Here is a 19,712-nt window from a genome sequence, read left to right as displayed (position 1 = left end):
TCACTTTAATTTCATCTCGGAGGTTTAGCGTCGGCAGTGGCCTTGTCCCCCCCCTGTAAGGAGCCCGCTTCCCATGTCCATTTTTCCCGTCGAGCGGTATGTGTAGTCGCAGCTGCGTCTGTAGCTGTCAGCAACGTTGCGGCTGCCAGCGCCGATACCGCGACGTACTATTCCACAAAGCAGCACTACTTCCCTGCCGGAACCATCGACAGTTACAGCGAAGCCCCCGAAGGTTTTCAGCAGATCTACACGAGCTCGGTCAACCGCCACGGATCGCGAGGGTTGTCTTCATTCAAGTACGACGACCTCGCCGGCCAGATGCTCACCGCCGCGAAAGAACGCGGTCAGCTCACAGAACTCGGCGAACGCCTCATCCCGCAGGTCGAGGCGATGAGCAAAGCTAACCGCGAACTGACTGGTCCGGGTGAAGGCGGGTACGGCAACCTCACTGCCTTCGGTCGCGCTGAATTGAGCGGCATCGGCGAGCGCAACGCGCGGCGCAACGCGGAACTGTTCGACGCTATCGACCGCGAGAAGCACTCCATTAGTTTTCTATCCTCCGGCGAGGACCGCGCGATTGAATCCGGCTGGTACTTCGGCAGCGGCCTGCTTGAAACCAATCCGGAACTTACCGACAACCTCACGTACGGTGCGGCCGACGGCCATGTAGAGCTCGAGCCCCGCCGAGACCTCCTCTACGCGCACAAGGACAAAACGGCGCCGAGCTACGAGGCATACAAAGCGTGGGCCGACGGCGGCGTACTCGAAGAAAAGGTGGAGCAAGCCTACGCAAAACCCGCATCCCGAGAGGCGGCCACGAGCCTACTGGGAAAGATATTCGCGCCGGAGTTCATCGACGCGATCGATAACGGCACCCTGACATTCGTCGGCGTTGAGAAGAAAGACAAGACCGTTGAGGGCATCGTTGATGCCGCCCTGCAGTTCTACAACCTGTACATCATTGCCCCAGCCATGGAGGAAGAGCCGGCGAAGCCCGCCGAAGGTTGGATCTTCGACGAATACATGGATGAGTCCGACGGCCCGACATTCGCATACCTTCTCGATGTCGAGGACTACTACGAGAAGGGCCCAGCTATCGCAGGCCAAACGGTCTCGTACGACAACTTCGCGCCACTGCTCGACCACATGCTCGCCGGTGTGCGCGAGCGCGCCGAGGGCGGTGACACCGCGGCCGAGTTCCGTTTCGGCCACGCGGAGACCATCGTTCCGCTAGCGGCGTTATTGAAACTGCCGGGCTCGGAGAAGGGCGTGCCGGCGAACCAGGTCATGGACTATTCCAATTCCTCGTGGCGTGGCGACAAGGTCACGCCGATGGGAGCGAACATTCAATGGGACGCATTCCAAAACGACAACGACGACACCATTGTCCGGATGCTGTACAACGAGGCCGAAGTTCCGTTCCACTCCGGCTGCGTGCCGATCGAAGAAGGTTCGATGTTCTACACGCTCGATGAGCTTGAAGACTGTCTCCCGCTGGGCGCAACCTCAGACCACGCAAAGGCCCGCCTCACCGAGACCGCGACGCCCGTTCCGGCGCCAGAAACGTCGTCCAGCAAGATGGGCGCGCCCGAAGTCATCGCGATTGCCGTCGCGGCCTTCTTCTCGGTCTGGGCTCTGCTCGGCCTTGGTGGGCAGGTCATTACGCGGCTGATGCCCCGCTAGCCCAATAACTAATTGCGCAGGACGTCCCGGTACTTGCCGGGTTCTGGCTGCGGGGCGAAGTTCGGGGACTGGTCTTTGTCCACGAGCACTGCGCGCACCCCCTCGGCGAAGTCGGGTTCGCGGGTCATGAGCGCGCCCAAGCGCCGTTCGTTGTCGAGCGCGCCGGCGAGGTCCTGCGTGGCGTTCGCGGCGAACAGCTCGGCGGCTGCGGCCAGGGCCGACGGGGATGCCTGCGCCGTCCGCTTTGCGACGAGCTCCGCCAATTCCCCGTCCAAATTTTCCTGAATCTCAGCCCAGGAACCCTGGAACGTGTGCTCGATGCCGTCGTAAAGCGAAAAAAGCTCCGACTCCCCCGGCGCGATGGCGACAGTGTCAAGGTAGCCGGGCCCTTCGGCGACGATGCCGTCGAGCACTCCGTCGAGCGACGCGACTTTGTGCGTGGCCAGACCGGTGGCCAGCATGTCGTCGGGGGTGAGACGGTAGCCGGTGAGCGCGAGGAACTTTCCCAGCGGCAGCGACGGGCGCTTCGGCAGGTTCTGCAGCAGCCAGGACATACCCACATCCGTGACGTAGCCGATGTTCATCTCCGGCATGGAGGCAAAGGCATCTTCCGTGACCACCATGTGCGAGCCGTGGGCCGAGATGCCCATGCCGCCGCCCATGATCACACCGTTGCAAAGCGCGATGTAGGGCTTGGGGTAGTTCGCAATGTCGAGGTTCATGGCGTACTCGTCGGCGAAAAAGGCGTCGACCTCAGTGCTGCGGCCGTCGAGGATGCCCTCGCGCGCGGCGCGCACATCGCCGCCTGAACAGAAGTGCTTGCCCGCGGACTGGACGACCACCTGGGCGATGGCATCGTCGTTACGCCACTGCTTCAACGTGGCGTCGATGGCGCGCGCCATCTCGGGGTTGAGTGAGTTCAACGCCTTCGGACGGTCCAGGGTGATCACGCCGGTGGTTTCGCGTACTTCGGTCTTGATCAGATCGGTCATGCTTTCCCAGTGTTCCACATCACACCGGTAGTGTGGGGACAATGCGGACACCTCGGTTAATAGCGTTGGACATGGACGGCACACTCCTCGACGGCGACGGACGTGTGCCGGATGCGTTTTGGCCACTGCTGGAGACCGCGCGCTCGCGCGGGATAACCCTCGCGCCAGCGTCCGGGCGCCAGCTGGCCACGTTGCAGCAAATGTTCCCGGATTGCGAGGACTTCATCGCGGAAAACGGAGCGGTGGTTGCGCGCGGCGGCGAGGTGGTCTCCACCACTGCCCTGCCAGAAGCGCCGGTGCAGCGGTTGTTGTCCGCCCTGCCCAGCGCGCCGTTTGCGGCGAATGCCGTGGTGTGCGCGCCTTCGGTCGCCGCCACCGCCGCCCTGCCACCCGCCGTGGACGCGGAAGTGGACAAGTACTACGCTTCGCGCACCTTGCTTGGCGACGGCTCCGCCTCCCCCACCATCAAAATCGCCCTGTACGTGGAGTCGGACGCCGAGCGCGACGCCTACCCGTGGGTGCGCGAGCTGGTGCCGGAGCTGCGCGCGGTGGTCTCCGGCAAGCACTGGGTGGACCTGATGCACCCGGACGCCGACAAGGGCCTGGCGCTCGCCCAGCTGGCCGAGGCGATGGGCGTTGCGATGTCGGAGACGGCGGCGTTCGGCGACTACCTCAACGACCTCGGCATGCTGCGCGCCGCCGGGCACGCCGTGGCGATGGGCAACGCGCACGAGGACGTCAAAGCCGTCGCCGACGAGGTAGTGGGCACCAACACGGACGGCGCGGCCGTGGCAAGGTTGGCGAAGTGGCTCTCATGATCGACTTTTTACAGCCCGCTAACGTTGTCGCCCCGCAGTTGCTTGGGTGCGTGATCACGCACAACGGGGTGAGCATCAGGCTCACCGAGGTCGAGGCGTACCTCGGCGCAGACGACCCGGCGGCGCACACGTACCGCGGTAAAACGGCGCGCAACGCGGCGATGTTCGGTCCGCCCGGGCGGTTGTACGTGTACTTCTCCTACGGCATCCACCACAACGGCAACATCGTGTGCGCTCCGGAGGGCGACGGCCAGGGGTGCCTCATGCGCGGCGGCGAGGTTGTCGCCGGCGAGGATTTGGCGCGGGAGCGGCGGCAGCGCCCCGACCGGGCGCCGATCGCTTACGAGAACCTGGCGCGGGGGCCGGGCAACCTGGGCCGAGCCCTCGGGCTCGAGTTGGGAGACAACGGCACGCCGGTCGAGCTCACCCTGCGCGAGGCGGAGCCGGAATGGGTGGCCGGCCCACGCATCGGCATTTCCAAAAACGCCGACGCCCCGTGGCGGTTCTGGATCCCCGGCAACAAAACCGTCTCCACCCCACGGGGCGCGCCAAAGAAGCGCTAGCTACTTCTTCTTTTTCTTTTTCTTCTTCTTGGACTGCTTGCCCACCTCGAGCTCGGCGGCGACGTCGGGGACGTAGCGGAACTCCTCGCGAGGCGGACGCTCATAGTCCGTGGTCTCCGGGCGCTCCGGGATCTCCGGCAGATCCGGCTTGGTGTGCTCGTACGGGATAGTGGACAAAAGGTGCGAAATGACGTTGATGCGGGAGCGCTTCTTGTCCTCGCTTTCCACCGTGTACCACGGCGCCGACGGGATGTCGGTGTGAACGAACATCTCGTCCTTCGCGCGGGAGTAGTCCTCCCATTTTGTGATGGACTCCAGGTCCATCGGCGAGAGTTTCCACTGACGCAGCGGATCGTTGCGGCGGGACTTGAAACGCTTGTACTGCTCCTCGTCGGAAACAGAGAACCAGTATTTGCGCAGCATGATGCCGTCTTCGACCAACAGGCGCTCGAAGATCGGTGCCTGGTGCAAAAACCGCCGGTACTCCTGCGAGGACGCAAAGCCCATTACGCGCTCCACGCCGGCACGGTTGTACCAAGAGCGGTCGAAGATGACGATCTCGCCGGCCGTAGGCAGCTTTTCCACGTAACGCTGGAAGTACCACTGGCCCTGCTCGCGATCCGTCGGCTTCGGCAGTGCCTCGATGCGGCAGGTGCGAGGATTCAAGTACTGGGTGATGCGCTTAATCGCGGAGCCCTTGCCGGCGGCGTCTCGGCCTTCCATGACAATGACCAAGCGCTCGCCATTTTCCACCACCCACTGTTGCATAGCCACAAGCTCAGCCTGCAGGCGCAGCAGCTCCTTTTCGTAGGCTTTCTTGGACAGTTTCGGTGGTTTGTTGTCGTGGCTCATGGGTGTAACCGTACCCGCAGGTGCCGTGAGCACTAAAAAGGCGCTGGAACCTGAGAAGATAGATCAACATGAGGTAACCAGTGCATTGTTCAACAATAAATGCGTTATACTTTCCCTAGTTCTAACCAACGTGGTCACCCACCTGCAGAAACATGGTAGGTGACAACTGATTTCAATACGGATGCCATGCTTGCACACAACGTTTCCGCCGAGGTCCGACGCGCGATCTCACGTGGCGAATTCGCTCCCGGGCAAAAGCTCAACGAGGTAGCCCTCGCCGAGCGCTTCGGGGTTTCCCGCAACACGTTGCGTGAAGCATTCGCCATGCTGACCTCAGAAGGCCTCTGCGAACGCATCCCCAACCGCGGCGTCTTCCTGGCCACCCCGTCGCCAGAGTTCGTCACCGACACTTTCCGCGCCCGGGCCGCCATCGAGCCGGCGGCGTTACTGTGGGGCCCAGACTTGGACGTCGAGCGGCTCGACGAGCTGAACAAGGAAGCCCGCGTCGCCATCGAGGAAGAAGACGACGACCTGTTCATCGCCGTCAACCAGGCATTCCACCACGTCGTGCTCGCCGCAATGGGCTCGAAGACGCTCGGCGACACTATGGACCAGCTCGACGCCTTCCTCCGCCTGGCCACACTGCCGATTCTGGAGCACGACCCGAGCTTCAACCGCCGCTTCATCGAGGTCAACGAGCACATCGTCGAACTGGTCAAGTCCGGCGACCGCCAGGGCGCCTCGGATTACCTGCAGGAACAGCTGATGGTGCAGGCGGAAGCCATCATCGAAATGATCGAGAAGATCAACAACGGCATCGTCTAGCCCACCCCCTTCCAAACCTGAGTGCGAGGTCACATGACCCAGGTTGTATAACTAGGGCCATGCACATCGACCTCAATGCTGACCTCGGCGAGACCACCGCGGGCAACCCGGTAGCTGACGACGCAGCCATGCTGGAGATGGTCTCCAGCGCCAACGTCGCCACCGGATTCCACGCAGGAGACCCCCATTCCATCGCTGGCACCCTCAAAAACGCCGCGGCCCACGGCGTAGCCCTCGGGGCGCACGTGGCCTACAACGACCCGGCCAGCTTCGGCCGCCGCTTCATCGACTACGCCCCAGCCGAGCTCGCAGACGAAACGCTCTACCAAATCGGCGCCCTCGACGCCCTGGCCCGCGTCCACGGCATGCGCGTGCGCTACGTCAAGCCGCACGGCGCGCTCTACAACACGATCGTCCACCACGAAACCCACGCCAAGGCGGTCATCGACGGCATCAAAGCATTTAGCCCCGACCTTGCCGTGATGCTGCTTCCCGGTGGCGTCGCCGTCGACATCGCCGAAAAGGCAGGCCTGCGCGTGATCCGTGAAGCGTTCGCGGACCGCGGCTACAACCCCGACGGCACGCTCGTGTCGCGCCGTGAGCCGGGTGCGGTCATGCACGACCCGGAGGCCGTCGCCAAGCGGGTTCTCCAAGTCGCCTCCACCGGATCCGTCACCGCCATCGACGGCACCGAAGTCAAAGTCCAGGCCGAATCGGTCTGCGTCCACGGCGACTCCCCCGGCTCCGTCGAACTGACCCGCAGCGTCGTGCACAAGCTTGCCGACGAAGGCATCCGCATCGAGGCCGTCCTGTGAACTACCCCGTAAAGCGAGTCGGCACCCGCGCCCTCATCGTGGACCTGCCCGACCTGAAAACAGTCATGGACTTCTACGCGGCGCTTTCCGCCTCGCCGCTGGAGCACCAAACCGACGTCGTCGCCGCCGCGCGCACCGTGCTCGTGACCTTCGACTCGCCCACCGCCACCACCAACGCCGTCGATGTGCTCGCCGGCTATTCGCCCGCAGCTGCGGATATGGGCACGCCGCGCGACATCGACATCGACGTGCGCTACGACGGCGAGGACGTCGACGCGCTGGCGACGTCGCTAGGCATGAGCCCGCGCGACCTGATCGAGCGGCACACCTCCACCACCTGGGTCGCCGCCTTCGGCGGATTCGCCCCCGGGTTCACCTACTGCGTGCCGGAAGACGCCTCGCGCGCGCTGACGATCCCGCGCCGCGACTCGCCGCGCACCGCCGTGCCCGCAGGTGCTGTCGCCCTCGCCGGCGAGTTCTCCGCCGTCTACCCGCGCACCTCCCCCGGCGGCTGGCAGCTCATCGGCACCACCGCCACCCCGATGTGGGACTCCACCGCCACCCCGCCCGCGCTCGTCGCCCCCGGCGACCGCGTGCACTACCACGCCGTGGACACCCTGCCCGCGGACACGCAGACCGCGCGCAAGCACCTGGCCACACCGCCGCGGCGCCCCGTGTTCACGCTGGACGACGCGGGCCTGCAGACGCTGTACCAGGACCTCGGCCGACAAGGCAACGGCAACCTGGGCGTAACCACGTCCGGGTCCACCGACCGCGCCTCCGCCCGCACCGCCAACGCCGCCGTGGGCAACAAACGCAACGCCACGCTTTTGGAAAACGTCGGCGGGCTGACCATGACCGCCCTGGCCGAGACTGTCATCTGCGTTACCGGCGCCGACGCCGACATCACCGTCGGCGGGCGCCCCGCGCCGCTGGCCACCCCGACGATTGTGCCGGCGGGCGCGGAGGTCGTCGTCAAGCCGGCGCGCCTCGGTTTTCGCACCTACGTCGCAGTGCGCGGCGGGCTCATCGCCGACACCGAGCTGGATTCGGCGGCCACCGACATGCTCTCCGGGCTCGGCCCGAAACCGCTGGCAGCCGGCGACACCATCGCCATGTCACTGACCCCTCCGCAGTCCGCCAACTCGCTTTTGACCAACCCGCTGCGAGTCGAACGCGACGGCGCGGACGTCGTCGGCGTGGTGCGCTGCGTCCTCGGCCCCCGCGACGACTGGTTCGACCAAGACGCCGTCGACCGGTTCTTCGCCACCACCTTCACCGTCACCGGTGACTCCAACCGCGTGGGCCTGCGCCTCGAATCCGACGCACCACTAACCCGCTCGCGCGACGGCGAGCTGCCCAGCGAAGGCATGGTCGCAGGCTCCGTGCAGATCCCCCCGTCCGGCCAACCGGTGCTCTTCCTGCGCGACCACGCCGTGACCGGTGGCTACCCTGTTATCGCGACCGTGATCAATGAAGACGTCGACATCGCCGCACAACTCCCGCCCGGCGGAAAACTCCGCTTCGAGCGCTACACCCTGGAAGGTTAATTCATGACTCTTTCTGCCGTACTGATTGCCAACCGCGGCGAGATCGCCGCGCGCATCGCGCGCACCGCCCGCGATTTAGGCATCCGCTCCATCGCCGTCTACTCCGAGCCGGACACCGGGGCGCTGCACACCCAGATCGCCGACGAGGCCTACCTGCTGCCGGGCAAGACCTCCGCCGAGACGTACATGAACATCCCGGCGCTCATCGAGATCGCGCACCGCGCCGGCGCCGACTGCCTCCACCCCGGCTACGGGTTCCTGTCCGAAAACGCCGACTTCGCCCGCACCGTCGAGCAGGCCGGCCTGACCTGGATCGGACCATCGCCGGAGGCCATCGAGCTACTCGGCGACAAACTCTCTGCCCGCGCCCTTGCCGTCGAGGTTGACGCCCCGCTCGCACCAGGCACCGGCGAGCCGCTGTCCACCTGGGAGGAAGCCCGCGACTTCGCCGACAAGCACGGCATGCCGATCGCGATCAAGGCAGCCTTCGGCGGCGGCGGCCGCGGCCTGAAAGTTGTCTTCGACGAAGCCGACATCGAGGAAGGCTTCGCGTCCGCTGGTCGCGAGGCAAAGGAGGCGTTCGGCCGCGGCGAGTGCTACGTGGAGAAGTTCCTCACCCACCCGCGCCACGTCGAGGCGCAAGTGCTTGCCGACGCGCACGGCAACGTCGCAGTGCTCGGCACCCGCGACTGCTCCACCCAGCGCCGCTTCCAAAAACTCATCGAGGAAGCCCCCGCCCCGTTCCTCACCGACGAGCAGCGCAGCGCCATCGAAGAAGGCGCCCGCGAAATCATCCGCAAGGCGAACTACCAGTCCGCCGGCACCGTCGAATACATCGTCTCCGAAGACGGCACCGTGTCGTTTTTGGAGGTCAACACCCGCGTCCAGGTCGAGCACCCCATCACCGAGGCCGTCACCGGCGTGGACATCATCGCCGAACAATTCCGCATTGCGGATGGGCTTCCCCTCTCCTTCGTCGACTCGAACGGCAACGGCGGCAACGGGATCGATCCGTCGATAAGCGGGCATGCTTTTGAGTTCCGCATCAATGCCGAAGATGTCACCAACGGCTTCGCCCCCTCGCCTGGCACGGTGACGCGCTTCGACGTGCCGACCGGACCAGGCGTGCGCATCGACACCGGCGTTCGCACCGGCGGACAAATCCCGCCGTACTACGACTCGCTCATGGGCAAACTCGTCGTCTGGGGACCCGACCGCGACACCGCCCTCGCCCGCGCAAAGCAGGCGCTCAGCGAGTTCGTCATCGAAGGCGTGCGCACCGTGCTGCCGTTCCACCGCGACATGGTCGACGCGCCCGAAATCACCGGTGAGAGCCTCGACGTCTACACCGACTGGGTCGACCACAACTACTCACCGTCGCAGAAACACAACGGCGTCGACATCGAGCACATCTACGACGAGCGCCGCGACGTCGTCGTGGAAATCGACGGCCGACTGCACACCATCGGCTTCCCCGTCGCCATGCTCGGCGGCGGCGCGGCCACGGCCCCGGCCGAAACAGCTGGCCCGGCCAGCGACGAAGCAGGAGCCGTGACGTCGAAGTACGAAGCCACCATCGTTGAATGGTTGGTCGCCGACGGCGACGTCGTCTCCAAGGGCGACGCGATCGCCACAGTCGAGGCCATGAAAATGGAATCGCAGATCAAAGCGCCTCGAGACGGGCAGATCTCCCTCGCCGCACAACAGGGCGAGCGCGTCAAGGCGAACGCCACCATCGCGACGATTTCCTAGGCGCGCGGGTGTTACGCCGTCGTCCGTTTGGGCGGCGGCGTTTCGCGTTGCTAGGTGCTTTGTGGTCCGAAGAGTTGGTCGAGTGCTCCGCGGTCGGTGTTTTTGATGTGGTACCGCGGGGTGAGACCCACCAGGGCGCGCCTCTGATCATGGTGATGCGGCCGCGTTTGGTGCGCCAGGGGTCGTCGTCGTTGATCCGGTTGTGATACCTGCATAGCGGCACCAGGTTGTTCATGTTGGTCAGCCCGCCGTGTTTCCACGCATCCACGTGATGAATCTCCGACCCGTACGCCCCGTGCCTGCACCCCGGGAACGCGCACACGGGTGAGACCATGCAGGCCATATCGCGTTGTTTCTGGTTGGCGAAGCGTTCGGTGTCGTAGAGGTTCACCGCGCCTTCCTCGGGGTGGAAGGCTGCGACCTCGAGTGCCTCGCCGAACTCTTGCTGGAGGTACTCCGCACCCGTCATGATGGTGCCGTCAGTCAGCGTCAGGATGATGTCGTCGCCGTCGCCCGCCATAATCCGGGCGTGCTCGGTGATCGGCACCATCACGATCGGCCGTGGCGCGGCGGCGACCACCCCGCCAGCCTTACCTTCGACGATGCGCCAAAACGCATCCTCCATCTGCGCCGCCGCCGGCAGCGTGGCGTCGATGTCTTGGCGCAGGCGGTGCTCTAAGTCGGCTGCTTTGCGGTCGGTGGTGTCGATGGTGATGCGCGCGCGCCCGTTTTTCGGTTGTGAGAACGCGACTTGTTTCTTTGTCGGGGTGTTGTCCTCGCGGGGCACGATCTCTCGTGCGGCGCGTTCGATCGCGCGGTACCCGCCGGTGACATCCAACAGTTCCAGCCGCAGCCGCCACCGCTCGCCGGCATCCTTCACCACGGCAACACGTCGTTCGATCAGCCCGAGTTCGTCGAGGGAGAACCCGCGGGCTTTCTGCACCGCGTGGGCTTGTTTGCGGGTGAATTTCGTTTTTCCGTAGTAGACGTCCTGCATCTGATCCCACGCACGCGCCCGATCCGGCGCCATCCCGGCAGCAAGGGCAACCGGCAGGTCGAAGTGCCGCAGTGTCTCCATGGATACTGCGGACATCGCCTGGATGAATGCGTCGAACGAGTTCATGACCACAGACCCTAAACCCAACGCAACCCCACACAACCCCCACAAGCCCAATCTGTGGATAACCCGTCCCAAAACGCACCAAAGTTGTCCACAGCCGGGACCTTTAGGGAACCTGGTACGCCACGTCCCTCGCGTCGGTGATGAGCATCTTGCCCGGCGCGTGGCAGATCGCCAGGTCAGGCTTGGACGACGTCACGATCGACTGCGGCGTGACCCCACACGCCCAGAACACCGGCACCCAACCTGCTGGGATGTCTACCGCGTCGCCGAAATCGGGCGCGGCCAGGTCGTCGATGCCGATTAGCCCCGGCTCCCCCACGTGCACCGGCGCTCCGTGCACCGCCGGGTAGCGCGAGGTGATCCGCACCGCGTCCGACACCAAGTTCGCCGGGATGGGACGCATGGAGACCACCATCTTCCCGCTGAATACCCCGGCAGGTTCGCAGTCGATGTTGGTCAGATACATCGGCACGTTCACACCCTGCTCGATGTGGGCGACCGGCACATTGTTGTCCAGCAATGCCTGTTCGAAGGTGAAGGAGCACCCGATGACAAATGCGACGGTGTTCTCGGTCCAGTAGGCGGTGGCATCCGTTGGTTCGTCGATAAGCGAGCCGTGCGAAAACACCCGGTAGGACGGAATGTCGGTGCGGATATCGCCACCCGCAAGCAGCGGCGAGGACACTTCGCCCGGCTCTAACACCCCGAGCAGCGGGCACGGCTTCGGGTTGCGCTGCGCGAACAACAAGAAATCGAACGCGTACTTCCGATCCAGCGCGATCAGATTGGCCTGGGCGAAGCCAGCGGAAAAGCCCGCCGTTGTCGCCACATCCGTGGTGCGGAACAACGCGCGGGCCTGCGCTGGGGTGTAGGAGGCGTACATGCCTCAACGCTACATCGAGATAATCTCCGGAAGCTTGCTAATGGAGCTCCAACCCATGTACAGCGTGAGCACCAGCACGAGCACACCGATCGTGAGCATCCACGCCGGCGGCTTGTAGCCGCGCAACAGGTCTCGGCGGAAGATGCCGGCGAAGAGCACCACCGCGAAACCGATCGGGAGGATCAAGCCGTTGAACGCGCCGGCGAACAGCAGCACCTTCTGCGGCGGGGTGCCGCCGAGCGCGAGGAAGATCGCGGCGGAGGCGACAATAAACGCGACGGTGAACATCGTGCGCTTCTTCGGGTCGAAGCCCTGCTTGGTCATAAACGACACGGAGGTAAACGACGCGCCGATCACCGAGGACAGGCCAGCGGCCCACAGCACGAGGCCGAACGCGCGGCGGCCGAACTCGCCGGCGGCCTGGTAGAACACGTCGGCGGCAGTGTTGTCCTTGGACAACGTGACACCGGTGGCCACCACGCCGAGCACCGCGAGGAACAGCAGCACGCGCATGATGCCGGTGACGATGATGCCGGTGACCGAGGACCGGGTGAGGTAATCGATGTTTTCCGGCCCGGTGTGGCCTGCGTCGATGAGGCGGTGTACGCCGGCGAACACGATGTATCCGCCGACGGTTCCGCCGATGAGGATGGTGATGACGTTGAAGTCGATCGCCTCAGGCGCGACCGTCTGCCGCATGGCCTCCGCCACCGGCGGGTTCGAGGAGATGGCGACATACAGCATGAGCAGGATCATCATCGCGCCGAGGATGCCGACGATGACGTCGAGCGCGGCGCCGGCGCGCTTTGACAGGAACACCACCAGGGCGATGACGGCGGAGATGGCGCCGCCGATGCGCGGTTCAATGCCAGCGAGCGCCTGCAGGCCGAGGCCCGTGCCGGCGACGTTGCCGATGTTGAAGATGAAGCCGCCGACGCCGACGAGCACCGCGAGCACCCACCCGAGGCCGGGCACCACCTTGTTGGCGAGTTCGCTGGCGCGCAGGCCGGATACGCCGAGGATGCGCCAGACGTTGAGTTGCACGGCGATGTCGATGACGATGGACAGCAGGATCGCGAAGGCGAGCGCTGCGCCCATCTTCACGGTGAAGACGGATGTTTGGGTGAGGAATCCTGGGCCGATGGCCGAGGTGGCCATGAGGAAGATGGCGCCGATCATGGGGCCGATCCCCCTCGCCGCGGCTGGTGGTTTCGCGGGCACGTCGGCCGCGGTGGACCCACTCTGGGTCGGATCTGGAGCGGTCACTGGGGACACCCCTTTCACGTTCTAGGAAAATGTGACGGGGGAGATATTAAGCCATGAATGCGCTCCAGGAAACATTGCGCCCCACTGGGGTTACCCCTTAAGAGACTTTGAACTCCGCCATCTGGTCCCACTCGGTCTTGCCTTCGATGAGGGTGTTGATGATGGTGGGGGTCTCTTTGAGGATCGTGGGGAAGAATTCCTGGGCGGCCTTGAAGTGGTCGGAGTTGACGTGGGCTTCGGCGGCGTCGTCTTGGAATGCCTCGATGAGCAGGTATTCGTCGGGGTTGTCTTCGTTGCGGTACCAGTCGAAGAAGATGTTGCCTTCTTCGGCGCGGGAGGCGTCGGTGAAGTCCTTGACCAGTTCGCGGAAGTTGTCGACGTGTTCGGGCAGGGGCTTGAATCGTACGTTGATCAAAATCATGCGCCCCACCCTAGCCTTCGAGCTGTTCGCCGAGTTCGAGCCATTCCATCTCGAGTTCCTCGCGGGCGTCCTTCACGGCGTTGAGCTCTTTGGTTTTGGCGCCGATGGTGTCGAATTCGCCGGCTTCGGAAAGCTCGGCGATTTCGGTTTCGAGTGCTTCCGCCCGCTCGTTTTCTTTGGCGATTTTGCGCTCGAGGGCCTTCATCTTCTTATGCAGTTCGCGCTCTTGTTGGGAGCTCATTTGCTTCTCGACGCCCTCCGGTTTCCCCTCCCCCAGATCCAGCACGCCGGCAGTGCGGGCCTGGTCGGCGCGGGTGTCCAAGTACTGCTGGATGCCGCCGGGCAGGTTGGTCAGCTTGCCGTCGCCGAACAGCGCGTAGGTGTTGTCGGCGATGCGCTCAATCAGGTAGCGGTCGTGGGAGATAACCACCAGGGTGCCGGGCCAGGAGTCGAGGAGGCTTTCCAGCTCTTGGAGGGTGTCGATGTCGAGGTCGTTCGTGGGCTCGTCGAGAAGCAAAACGTTCGGCTCGCTCATGAGCACGCGGGTGAGTTGGAGGCGGCGGCGCTCGCCGCCGGAGAGGTCGCGCACAGGGGTGCGTTGGCGCTTCGGCGAGAAGCCGAGGCGTTCGGCGAGCTGGGAGGCAGACAGCTCCTTCTTGCCGAGGGAGATGTAGGTGGCCACATCCTCGACGGCGTCGATGACGCGGCGCTCCGGGTCGAGGTCGTCGAGTTCTTGGCGCAGCCAGCCAATGCGGGTGGTTTGCCCCTCGATGCGTTTGCCGGCTGCGAGCGGGTACTCGCCGGCCAGGGTTCGCAGCAGGGTGGTTTTGCCGGAGCCGTTCACACCGACCAGGCCGATGCGCTCGCCCGGCGCGAGGCGCCAGGTGAGGTGGTCGACCAGGGTGCGGCCGTCGGGGGCGTCGATGCGCGCGTCTTCGAGCTCGATGACCACGCGGCCCTGGCGCTGCTTGGAAAAGGCCATGAGTTCGACGGTGTCGCGCGGCGGCGGGACGTCCTTGATCAGGGCTTCGGCGGCCTCGATGCGGTAGCGCGGCTTGGAGGTGCGCGCCGGTGCGCCGCGGCGCAGCCACGCCAGCTCCTTGCGGGCGAGGTTCTGGCGGCGCTGCTCGATGGCGTCGGCCTGGCGGGCGCGCTCGGCGCGCGCGAAGGTCCAGTCGTTGTAGCCGCCCTCGTAGACATCGACCGTGCCGTCATGCACCTCCCACGTCAGCGTGGCTACGGTGTCGAGGAACCAGCGGTCGTGGGTGACCACCACGACCGCGACTTTGCGCGAGAGCAGGTGGTCGGCAAGCCATTGCACACCTTCGACGTCGAGGTGGTTGGTCGGCTCGTCCAGCACCACCAGGTCCAGGTCCTGCACGAGCGCGGCGGCGAGGTTGACGCGGCGCCGCTCGCCGCCGGAGAGCTGCCCCACCGGGGTGTCCAGGCCAAGCTCCGCCACACCGGTGCCTTGGAGCACCTCGCGCACGCGGGCGTTGGAGGCCCATTCGAAGGTCTGCAGGCCCAGCGGCTCGACGACGGCCTGGCCGACCGTGAGCGCGCTATCCAGCGTGAAGCGCTGCGTCACCACCGCCATGCGCAGATCCGAGGTGTGCGAGACGCGCCCGGCGTCCGGCGGCTCGATGCCGGTGAGCACCTCCAACAGGGTGGTTTTGCCGCCGCCGTTGACGCCGACGATGCCGATGCGCTCACCGGTCTGCACGCCGAGCGAGACCCCGTCGAGAAGCGTTTTCAGCCCCCACGTTTTGGAGACGTTTTCCAGGTTGATCAGGTTAGCCATATGGCTTGCAATCTTACGCAGGCGCACGCGTAACGACGCCTCCGGTTAACTCACCTTCTCCACCACCGCGCCGTGGTCGGGGCCTTCGGCGACGAAGACCTCGTAGCCGTCGAACTGCTCCGCCAAGTGCTCAGCGGCGAACCGCGCGGCGTTGGCATCATCGCAGAGCACGGCCACGGTGGGGCCGGACCCGGAGACGACGGCACGGCGGCCAGCCTCTGCGGCTACACCGAGCACGCGCTTGAGCACCGGCCGCATCGACAACGCGGGCGCCTCCAGGTCGTTGTGCAGCGCCGCAGCGACGCGCGCCACGTCGCCGGAGGTCAGCGCCTGGGACAGGTCTGTGGCGTCCAAATGCGGCACGAGGGCGAGGTTGCCGTGCCGGAGGTCGTCGAGAAGCGAGAACGCTCCCGAAGTGTTGATACCGATCTTGGGGTTGATGAACACCCAGTGCAGCCGGCCGCGCGAGAGCATCTCGACCAGCTCGTCGCCGCGGCCCGTGCCGAGCGCCGTGCCGCCCATGAGCGAAAAGGGCACGTCCGCGCCGAGCGACGCCGCGATCTCGTGCAGCGCCTCGTCCGGCAGCGGCTCGCCGAACTGCGACACGAGCGCGTTCGCCGCTACCAGCGCGGCGGCCGCGTCGGCGGAGCCGCCCGCCATGCCTCCCGCGACGAAGACGTGCTTATCCACCTCGATGCGCACGCGCGGCACCGCCACGCCCGCGCGCGCCACCACGGCCTCGACGGCGCGCCACGCCAGGTTGTTCGGCCCGTCGATGTCCTCGTCCGGCTCGTCCACGAAAAACGTGGTGTGCATGGACTCGACTGCCGGGCCGGCTACGGGGTCGCCGTCGAGAAGCAATCGCACCACCTCGCGCCGGTCCACCGCGTGGAAAACGCTGACCAGGTCGTGGTAGCCGTCCGTGCGCGCCTCACCGACGCCGAGGTGCAGATTGACCTTGCCCGGCGCGGAGGCGACGATCTCACGCACCATTCCGGGCCTCCCCCAGGCGGATGAAGTCTGCGACGGTGAGCTTCTCGCCGCGCAGGCCCGGGTCGATGCCGGCGGCGCGCAACGCGTCCTCGGCGGCTGCGGCCGAACCGTATACGCCCGACAGCGTGGAGCGCAGCGTCTTGCGGCGCTGGGCGAACGCGGCATCCACCAGCGGGAAGATAGTGTCGCGAAGCTCGCGTGGGGCGTCGGCTGCGACGTCGATGCGCACCAGCCCCGACTCGATGTTCGGCGCCGGCCAGAACACGTGCTTGCCAATCGTGCCGGCGCGCGAGACATCGCCGTAGAACGCGGCCTTGACGCTGGGCACGCCGTAAATCTTCGAGCCAGGTTGGGCAGCGAGGCGGTCGGCAACTTCCTTTTGCACCATCACGAGCACGCTGCGTATCGACGGCAACTCCGCCAACAAATGCAGCAGCACCGGCACTGAGACGTTGTAGGGCAAATTTGCCACCAGCGCGGTCGGCGCGACGTCAAAGTCGGCGCGGGCGACCTTCAGTGCGTCGGTGTTGATCACGGAAAGCCGCTCGGCGCACTGCGGGGCGAACGTCTCCACGGTGGTGGACAGACGCCCGGCCAGGCGCGGGTCAATCTCGAGCGCGGTCACACTCGCGGCGGTGTCGATCAGCCCCAGGGTGAGCGAGCCGAGGCCCGGCCCGACCTCCACGACGTGGTCGTCGGCAGAAAGCTCCGCGGCCGCGACTATGCGGCGCACGGTGTTGGGGTCGTGCAGGAAGTTCTGCCCCAGCTTCTTCGTCGGCGTGACATCCAGCTCGGCGGCGAGGTCGCGGATCTCGGCTGGCCCGAGGAGTTGCGCCCCCGCCATCTAGCGGATACCCAGGCGGGCGGTGCAGGCCGGCCAAGCGCCCCAGCCCTGGGATGCCTGGACGCGCTCGGCGATGGCAATCTGCTGCTCGCGGGTGGCCAGGTTCGCGCTCGGCGCGTACGCGGTGCCGCCGTGGCCCGCCCAGGTGGACGGGGTGAACTGCAGGCCGCCGTAGAAACCGTTGCCGGTGTTGATGGCCCAGTTGCCGCCGGATTCGCACTGCGCAAGCGAATCCCAGACGCTGCCGGAGGCCACCGCGGGGGCGGCCGCGCCGGTGTTGCCGGCCTGCTTGGTGCCGCGGGCGATCAGGGCCGGCTTGGCCTTCTTCACTTCCTCTTCTTCGGCCACGCCTTCGGACTCGACCTTGCCGTTGACGGTGACGGTGCGGTGGATGACCTCGGTCTCGCCCTGTTCGCCCTTTTCGCGGACCTCCTCGGTGCCTTCCTCGAGCGAGTCGTCGTCGACGTACTCAGCCGGGGCCTCGACGACGACGGTCTCCGGGCGGTCCACGGTGCTGACGCGGTCGAGCACGATCTCCATGCCCGGCTCGATGGCGTCGGTGAGCGCGGCGTTGAGGCGGTCGTCGGTGTCGAAGGTGACGCCGCGGGCGGCAAGCAGGTCACCGACGGTCTTCGCGGCGGCTGAGACGTAGGTCAGGTTCCCGCCGTCGCGCAGCGCGACGATCTTCGGGGTGGTCACGTCCAGGTTCATGCCGTGGGTGACCGGCTGGTCGCGGTCCACGTCCACAGCGGAGTGTCCGGCCACGCCGGCTTGCTCGATCAGCTCGCCGACGGTGCCGGCGGTGGACGTGATCTCCTGTGCAACACCGTCGATGACCACGGCAACCGGCTTCGCGGTGCGCACGGTGACGGTGTCGCCGCTGGACAGCTCCTCCCCCGGCGCCGGGTAGACCAGGTCGTCCGGCGCGACATCGACACCGGCGGAAGAAAGCGCGCCTGCCACGTCGGAGGCGTAGGTGCGCACATTGGTTTCCTCGCCGTTGACGTCGACGGTGACTTGCTTCTGGGTGGCGAGTGCCGTGCCCGCGCCGCCGACCAGGACGGCGCCGGCGACGGTGCCGGCGACGGCGCGCTTGGTGGCGGTGCTTTTCGGGTTGATCCGCTTGATCTGACGGGACATGTGTTTCCTCACGGGTCGGCTCAGCTGAAAGTGCTTCAGCTAATAACCCGGGTAACGATACGGTAACGCCCGCGGGGTTTCAAGGACGGACGTGCCAGGTCACACCCCGTAGACCCGCGAAAACGTCTCTGCAATCTCACGCGCCACATCGGCCACTTCCATGCCGCGCGCTTGCGCCACAACCTTCGCCGTATGCCCGATCAACGCCGGCTCGTTTTTCGCCCCGCGGTACGGCTCGGGCGTCATGTACGGCGCGTCCGTTTCCACCAGCAGCTGCCCCACTGGCGCCAGCGCCGCCGCCTCGCGCAGCTCCTCGTTGCGCTTGAACGTCACGTTGCCGGCGAAACTGAGCACATAGCCGCGTTCAATCGCCTCGCGCGCCACATCCAGGGGCGATGAGAAGCAGTGCAGGATCACGTGCTTAGGCCGCGGCGCGCTATCGAGAATGCGCATCATGTCGGCGTCGCCCTCGCGGTTGTGGATCATCAGCGCCTTGCCCGTCTCGTAGGCTAAGTCGATGTGCCAGCGAAACGCCTCCTCCTGCACCTCTAGCGGTGCGGTGCCCTCCGCGTCGTGCTTTAGCCAGTAGGTGTCGATGCCGGTCTCGCCCACCGCCACGCAACGCTCGTCGGCGGCCAACTCGATCAGGCGGGCGCGAGCGTCGCAGTCAAGCTCGTCCGCCCGCGTCGGGTGGATGGCGCACGCCGCGAACACGCGCTCGTTGAAGTGGGCGGCCTCCAGTGCACGCTCCGCCTCCTCGAGGCCGTCGCCGACGGTGCAGATGCGCTCAACGCCGGCGGATAGGGCGCGTTCGACGAACGCGTCCACCTCATCCTTGGTGCGTGCGCCGCAGGACGCGAGGTGCGTGTGGGCGTCGATTAGCCCGGCGATCGGCTCGGCGGGCACGGGTGTGGGACGCGGTTTCTTTTTGCTCATACGATGCACCCTATGGCATTTGCAGACATCGACTCAGCCACCACCACCCAAATCGAGGCGGACCTCGCCGAAGCCGCCGGCCGCGGCATCAACGGCTCGCCCGCGGACATCGTGGAGTCCTTCGAGGCCGAACTCGCCGACTACCTCGCGCTCCCGCCGGACGTGCGCCGCGCGTTCCCCCGCGGCGACACCGCGCGCCTCTACGGCACCGCGCTCGGCCAGGCGCTCGTGCGGGAGGGGTTTCAGTGGCAATTGCTTATCGACGACTACGGCACCGACCTCGTCGTCGCCAAAGACGTCGGCAGCGCGGGCGAGAAATACACCGCCCCGCTCGTGGTGGTGGACCAGCGCTTCGAGGACGAGAAGCCCGGCACCCTGACCAAGTTCCTGGGGCAGTTCTTGTGAGCACCCCGCCGCGCTGCGTCCGGCACCCGCGCCCCAAAAGCGCGGATCCA

The 19,712-nt window shown here is 65.9% G+C and carries 19 protein-coding genes; 8 read left to right on the top strand and 11 right to left on the bottom strand.

The window, feature by feature from the left end:
* Positions 1–282 precede the first annotated feature (282 nt).
* A complete protein-coding gene (locus CIHUM_RS03755; RefSeq protein WP_051106443.1) occupies positions 283–1,683 on the top strand; it encodes a histidine-type phosphatase in 1,401 nt (466 codons plus the stop codon).
* A gap of 8 nt (positions 1,684–1,691) precedes the next feature.
* On the opposite strand, the gene CIHUM_RS03750 is transcribed toward CIHUM_RS03755, so the two are convergent.
* On the bottom strand, positions 1,692–2,675 hold the full coding sequence (locus CIHUM_RS03750) for a 3-hydroxyisobutyryl-CoA hydrolase (RefSeq protein ID WP_034999947.1): 984 nt from the start codon (positions 2,673–2,675) through the stop codon (positions 1,692–1,694).
* Between the two features lie 41 nt (positions 2,676–2,716).
* Here CIHUM_RS03750 and CIHUM_RS03745 point away from each other — a divergent pair, with 41 nt between their 5' ends.
* A complete protein-coding gene (locus tag CIHUM_RS03745; protein ID WP_034999528.1) occupies positions 2,717–3,493 on the top strand; it encodes a Cof-type HAD-IIB family hydrolase in 777 nt (258 codons plus the stop codon).
* Complete coding sequence (locus CIHUM_RS03740; protein ID WP_034999527.1) at positions 3,490–4,056, top strand: DNA-3-methyladenine glycosylase; 567 nt, start codon at positions 3,490–3,492, stop codon at positions 4,054–4,056. The genes CIHUM_RS03745 and CIHUM_RS03740 overlap by 4 nt, the downstream gene beginning before the upstream one ends.
* On the opposite strand, the gene ppk2 is transcribed toward CIHUM_RS03740, so the two are convergent.
* The gene (ppk2, locus tag CIHUM_RS03735) at positions 4,057–4,908 is read right to left on the bottom strand and encodes a polyphosphate kinase 2 (RefSeq protein ID WP_034999526.1); all 852 of its coding nucleotides are present in this window, start codon (positions 4,906–4,908) and stop codon (positions 4,057–4,059) included.
* A gap of 186 nt (positions 4,909–5,094) precedes the next feature.
* Between ppk2 and CIHUM_RS03730 the strand changes: the two genes are divergently transcribed.
* From CIHUM_RS03730 to CIHUM_RS03715, 4 genes are read left to right on the top strand one after another with little or no spacing between them, the layout of a single operon-like run.
* Positions 5,095–5,733, top strand: a complete 639-nt coding sequence (locus CIHUM_RS03730; protein WP_034999525.1) for a GntR family transcriptional regulator — start codon at positions 5,095–5,097, stop codon at positions 5,731–5,733.
* Between the two features lie 59 nt (positions 5,734–5,792).
* A complete protein-coding gene (locus CIHUM_RS03725) occupies positions 5,793–6,548 on the top strand; it encodes a LamB/YcsF family protein (RefSeq protein ID WP_034999524.1) in 756 nt (251 codons plus the stop codon).
* Entirely contained in the window at positions 6,545–8,098 is a 1,554-nt protein-coding gene (locus CIHUM_RS03720) for a 5-oxoprolinase subunit B/C family protein (RefSeq protein WP_034999523.1), read from the top strand. The genes CIHUM_RS03725 and CIHUM_RS03720 overlap by 4 nt, the downstream gene beginning before the upstream one ends.
* Positions 8,099–8,101: 3 nt before the next feature.
* Positions 8,102–9,850 (top strand): ATP-binding protein, encoded by a 1,749-nt coding sequence (locus CIHUM_RS03715; RefSeq protein ID WP_034999521.1) that lies wholly within the window; start codon positions 8,102–8,104, stop codon positions 9,848–9,850.
* Here CIHUM_RS03715 and CIHUM_RS03710 read toward each other — a convergent pair.
* From CIHUM_RS03710 to CIHUM_RS03670, 9 genes are all read right to left on the bottom strand, one after another.
* A complete protein-coding gene (locus tag CIHUM_RS03710) occupies positions 9,816–10,973 on the bottom strand; it encodes an HNH endonuclease signature motif containing protein (protein WP_273680238.1) in 1,158 nt (385 codons plus the stop codon). The two genes, CIHUM_RS03715 and CIHUM_RS03710, sit on opposite strands and share 35 nt — an antisense overlap.
* A 103-nt stretch (positions 10,974–11,076) precedes the next feature.
* Entirely contained in the window at positions 11,077–11,856 is a 780-nt protein-coding gene (locus CIHUM_RS03705; protein WP_034999520.1) for a putative hydro-lyase, read from the bottom strand.
* A 9-nt stretch (positions 11,857–11,865) separates the two neighbouring features.
* Positions 11,866–13,035 carry an NRAMP family divalent metal transporter gene (locus CIHUM_RS03700; RefSeq protein WP_034999518.1) on the bottom strand — a complete coding sequence of 390 codons (1,170 nt, stop codon included), beginning with the start codon at positions 13,033–13,035 and terminating at the stop codon, positions 11,866–11,868.
* A 184-nt stretch (positions 13,036–13,219) separates the two neighbouring features.
* Positions 13,220–13,543: a putative quinol monooxygenase gene (locus CIHUM_RS03695; protein ID WP_034999517.1), complete on the bottom strand. Its 324-nt coding sequence runs from the start codon at positions 13,541–13,543 to the stop codon at positions 13,220–13,222.
* Between the two features lie 10 nt (positions 13,544–13,553).
* Positions 13,554–15,344 carry an ABC-F family ATP-binding cassette domain-containing protein gene (locus CIHUM_RS03690; RefSeq protein WP_034999945.1) on the bottom strand — a complete coding sequence of 597 codons (1,791 nt, stop codon included), beginning with the start codon at positions 15,342–15,344 and terminating at the stop codon, positions 13,554–13,556.
* 45 nt (positions 15,345–15,389) lie between these two features.
* Entirely contained in the window at positions 15,390–16,337 is a 948-nt protein-coding gene (locus CIHUM_RS03685) for a 4-(cytidine 5'-diphospho)-2-C-methyl-D-erythritol kinase (protein WP_034999515.1), read from the bottom strand.
* Entirely contained in the window at positions 16,327–17,181 is an 855-nt protein-coding gene (rsmA, locus tag CIHUM_RS03680) for a 16S rRNA (adenine(1518)-N(6)/adenine(1519)-N(6))-dimethyltransferase RsmA (RefSeq protein ID WP_034999513.1), read from the bottom strand. Before rsmA ends, CIHUM_RS03685 begins: the two co-directional genes overlap by 11 nt.
* The gene (locus tag CIHUM_RS03675) at positions 17,182–18,321 is read right to left on the bottom strand and encodes a resuscitation-promoting factor (RefSeq protein ID WP_034999512.1); all 1,140 of its coding nucleotides are present in this window, start codon (positions 18,319–18,321) and stop codon (positions 17,182–17,184) included. It abuts the gene before it with no gap.
* A gap of 99 nt (positions 18,322–18,420) precedes the next feature.
* Complete coding sequence (locus CIHUM_RS03670; RefSeq protein ID WP_034999510.1) at positions 18,421–19,257, bottom strand: TatD family hydrolase; 837 nt, start codon at positions 19,255–19,257, stop codon at positions 18,421–18,423.
* A 12-nt stretch (positions 19,258–19,269) separates the two neighbouring features.
* Here CIHUM_RS03670 and CIHUM_RS03665 point away from each other — a divergent pair, with 12 nt between their 5' ends.
* Positions 19,270–19,662: a DUF3806 domain-containing protein gene (locus CIHUM_RS03665; RefSeq protein WP_034999508.1), complete on the top strand. Its 393-nt coding sequence runs from the start codon at positions 19,270–19,272 to the stop codon at positions 19,660–19,662.
* Positions 19,663–19,712 lie beyond the last annotated feature (50 nt).

The sequence above is a fragment of the Corynebacterium ihumii genome, assembly GCF_028609825.1.
In the GTDB taxonomy this organism is placed as follows: domain Bacteria; phylum Actinomycetota; class Actinomycetes; order Mycobacteriales; family Mycobacteriaceae; genus Corynebacterium; species Corynebacterium afermentans.
The sequence above is the reverse complement of the archived record's forward strand: the minus strand, read 5'-3'. Positions and strand labels throughout refer to the sequence as shown.